Source organism: Actinomadura keratinilytica (assembly GCF_039539665.1).
Lineage (GTDB): Bacteria > Actinomycetota > Actinomycetes > Streptosporangiales > Streptosporangiaceae > Spirillospora > Spirillospora keratinilytica.
Window position 1 is genome coordinate 1 of the sequence record NZ_BAABDO010000241.1, and the last position, 2,572, is coordinate 2,572.

Genomic DNA, 2,572 nt, shown 5'->3' on the forward strand with positions numbered 1-2,572 from the left:
GACGGCGACGCGCCCGCCGTCGCGGTCGTCGGCGGCGGCATCGCCGGTCTGGCCGCCGCGGCCGCGCTCGCCGAACGCGGCGCGCGGGTCACGCTGTACGAGCGCGAGGCGGCGCTCGGCGGGCGGCTGGCCGGGTGGCCGGTGACACTGGCCGACGGTTCCCGCGCCACCATGACCCGCGGGTTCCACGCGTTCTTCCGCCAGTACTACAACCTGCGCGGGCTGCTGCGCCGGGTGGACGCCGACCTCGGCATGCTGGCGGGCCTGCCGGACTATCCGCTCCTGCACGGCGACGGCCGGTCCGACCGGTTCGCCAGGGTGCCGAGGACGCCGCCGTGGAACGCGCTGGGCTTCGTGGCGCTCAGCCCGAGCTTCCGCTGGCGGGACCTGGCCCGCCTGAACCTGGCGGCGGCCGGCCCCCTGCTGGACGTGCGCGTCCCGGACGTCTACGAGCGGCTCGACGGCACCGGCGCCGCGCGGTACCTGGCCGCGGTGGGGTTCCCCGACGCGGCCCGGCGGCTGGCGTTCGAGGTGTTCTCCCGCAGCTTCTTCGCCGACCCGGAGCGGCTGTCGGCCGCCGAGCTGGCGCTGATGTTCCACGTCTACTTCCTCGGGTCGGCCGAGGGGCTGCTGTTCGACGTCGTCCGCGAACCGTTCCCGCAGGCGCTGTGGGACCCGCTGGCCGCCTACCTGGCCGCGCGGGGGGTGCGGCTGCTGACGGGCACCCCCGTGGAGCGGATCGGGCCGCGGGCCGACGGCGGCGCCGACGTGGTGGCCGAGGGCGACTTCGGCCGGTACGACGCGGTGGTGCTGGCGCTGGACGTCAACGGGCTGCGCGGCGTGGTCGCGCGCTCGCCGGATCTGGGCGACCGGGCGTGGCGGGCGCGCGTCCAGCGGCTGCGCACCGCGCCGCCGTTCCTGGTGTCGCGGCTGTGGCTGGACCGTCCGCCGCTCGCCCGCCGGCCCGGGTTCGTGGCCACGGGCGGTTTCGCGACGCTCGACAACGTCAGCGTGCTGGACCGCTGGGAGGGCGAGGCGGCGCGCTGGGCCGCGCGCACCGGCGGTTCGGTCGTCGAACTGCACGCCTACGCGCTGCCCGCGGTCTGCGACCGGCCGGCCGAACAGGAGCGTCTGGTGGCCCAGCTGCATCGCGTCTACCCGGAGACGCGATGCGCGCGGATCGTCGACGTCCGGCACCTGTGGCGGGAGGACTGCCCGCTGTTCGCCGCGGGCGGCCACCGCGACCGGCCGACGGTGCGCACACCGCACCCGGACGTGGTGGTGGCGGGCGACCTGGTCCGCACGGACCTGCCGGTGGCGTTGATGGAGCGGGCCGCGACCAGCGGTTTCCTGGCCGCCAACGCGCTGCTGGCCCGCTGGGGCGTCCGGGGGCAGCCGCTGTGGACGGTGCCGCGGGCGGGCCGCTCGCGGATGCTGCGCGCGCTGGCCGCCCTGGCCGCGCGGACCCGCGCCGGACGCGACCTGGACCGGCCGGCCCCGTCTCACCCGGGGAACCGGCCGGACGCGCGCAGCTTCCAGCGGCGTTCGGCGTAGGCGAGGTCGTCGCGCCACAGCCGCCCGGCGGCCTGCCGCATCAGGGGGCGCAGCAGCGGCGCCGCCGCGCGGGCGACCGCGAACGCCGGCCGGTCGGAGACGGCCAGGACCGCCTCCACGACGGCGGTCCGCGGAGCGCCGTCCGGGCCCGGCCCGAGCGGTGTGGCGTGCGTCTCCACCGCCGACGTGCGGCCTTCCCCGTCGAGGATGCGCATGACGACCGTGCGGGGTCCGGGGGCGGTGAACCGGGCGCGGACCGGGACGACGGCGCGGCCCGCCACCTTGAACGACACGTCCACGAGGAAGCAGTCGTCCTCTCCCGGATCGTCCCCCGGGCGCTCCGCCGGCGCCCGCCGCACCGTCAGATCGACGAACGAGTACGGGTGCAGCCAGCCGCCGTGCCAGGGGTCGAGCCGGTTGGCGATCACGTCCTCCGGTTCGCAGACTCCCTCGGCGTCGAACACCGCCTCGATGCGGCGCGCCGCCTCCGGCCTGTCCGGCACGACGGGACGCTCCAGCGGCGGCTCGCCGCCGACCGCGTCCAGCCGCACCCAGGCCAGCACGCCGTCGTCGTAGGCGGGGTAGGGCTCCCACCCCGCGTAGGGGGTCCCGTCCAGGGCGAGCCCGTGCCAGTGGCACACGACCGCACCGCACACGACGCGGGCGTCGCGCAGCGGGGCGCCCAGATGGGGGCAGGTGCCGGCGCCCGCTCGCAGCAGCCCGTCGCGGCCGCGCCACGCGATGACCTCCAGCCCGGCGACCGTCCGCGCGTAGGGGCGCCCGCCGCGGCCGATGTCCCGGCTGGCGCCCAGCACGTACCAGTTGCCGGACGGCCGGGCGGCGGCCCGTTTCAGCGCCGCCGCGATGATCGACGGCTTGGCGTCGCGCCAGGTGGCCCGCTGGTCCTGCCAACGCACGGGGCGCCGCAGCCGCAGCGGCGACAGCGGCCGGCGCGGGGCGGTCACCGCGGGACCTCCGGCGCCGCACCGCCCCCGCGCGGCGCGCGGGTCCGCAGCCG

The 2,572-nt window shown here is 78.0% G+C and carries 2 protein-coding genes; one reads left to right on the top strand and one right to left on the bottom strand.

Features of this window, described 5'->3' with window-relative positions; translation table 11 throughout:
- On the top strand, nt 1-1,554 hold a 1,554-nt coding region (locus ABD879_RS32425; RefSeq protein ID WP_345025606.1), incomplete at its 5' end, for an FAD-dependent oxidoreductase.
- On the opposite strand, the gene ABD879_RS32430 is transcribed toward ABD879_RS32425, so the two are convergent.
- On the bottom strand, nt 1,503-2,519 hold the full coding sequence (locus tag ABD879_RS32430) for a Rieske (2Fe-2S) protein (protein WP_378269941.1): 1,017 nt from the start codon (nt 2,517-2,519) through the stop codon (nt 1,503-1,505). The genes ABD879_RS32425 and ABD879_RS32430 overlap by 52 nt on opposite strands.
- Between the last annotated feature and the right edge of the window lie 53 nt (nt 2,520-2,572).